A 1100-nucleotide genomic window follows, 5' to 3' on the forward strand; every position below is an offset into this window, starting at 1 on the left:
GAGCTGGAGTATGAGCAGGTTTTCCACGCGGAATCTCAGGGCGATGACCGCTACTGCATTAACCTGCCGGGAGCACAATGGCGCTTCATCGCTGAACGTGGTATCTGGGGCTGGCTCTGGATTGATGCTCAAACTCTGCGCTGCGCGGACGAGCCAGTACTGGCTCAGACGCTGCTGATGCAGCTAAAGCAGGTACTGTCAATGAGCGATGCAACCGTTGCTGAGCATATGCAGGATTTGTATGCCACGCTGCTGGGCGACCTGCAACTACTGAAAGCCCGTCGCGGGCTGAGCGCCAGTGACCTGATTAATCTTAATGCCGACCGCCTGCAATGCCTGCTGAGCGGTCATCCTAAATTCGTTTTTAATAAAGGTCGCCGTGGCTGGGGTAAAGAGGCGCTGGAACGATATGCGCCAGAGTATGCCAACACCTTCAGACTGCACTGGCTGGCGGTAAAACGTGAACATATGATCTGGCGCTGTGATAACGAGATGGATATTCATCAGTTGTTGACGGCCGCAATGGATCCGCAGGAGTTTGCCCGCTTCAGTCAGGTCTGGCAGGAAAACGGACTGGATCATAACTGGCTGCCGCTGCCGGTACATCCGTGGCAGTGGCAGCAAAAAATCGCTACCGACTTCATCGCTGATTTTGCCGAAGGCAGGATGGTGTCTCTCGGCGAGTTTGGCGACCAGTGGCTCGCCCAGCAGTCGCTGCGTACCCTGACCAACGCCAGTCGCCGGGGCGGGCTGGATATCAAGCTGCCGCTGACCATCTACAACACCTCATGCTACCGGGGGATCCCTGGCAGATACATCGCTGCCGGACCACTGGCTTCACGCTGGCTACAACAGGTTTTTGCGACCGACGCCACCCTAGTGCAAAGCGGCGCAGTGATACTTGGTGAACCGGCTGCAGGCTATGTCTCCCATGAAGGCTATGCCGCGCTTGCCCGGGCTCCCTATCGCTACCAGGAAATGCTTGGTGTTATCTGGCGGGAGAATCCGTGCCGCTGGCTGAAACCGGATGAAAGTCCGGTTCTGATGGCAACACTGATGGAGTGCGACGAAAACAATCAGCCGCTGGCAGGCGCATATAT

The 1100-nt window shown here is 56.8% G+C and carries 1 pseudogene; it reads left to right on the forward strand.

Features of this window, described 5'->3' with window-relative positions:
- A pseudogene (gene iucC, locus RTW80_RS25730) lies at positions 1–1100 on the forward strand (NIS family aerobactin synthetase IucC); the annotation flags it as partial.

Origin of the sequence: Escherichia sp. AM3 (assembly GCF_032029835.1) — a bacterium.
GTDB classification, from domain to species: domain Bacteria; phylum Pseudomonadota; class Gammaproteobacteria; order Enterobacterales; family Enterobacteriaceae; genus Escherichia; species Escherichia coli.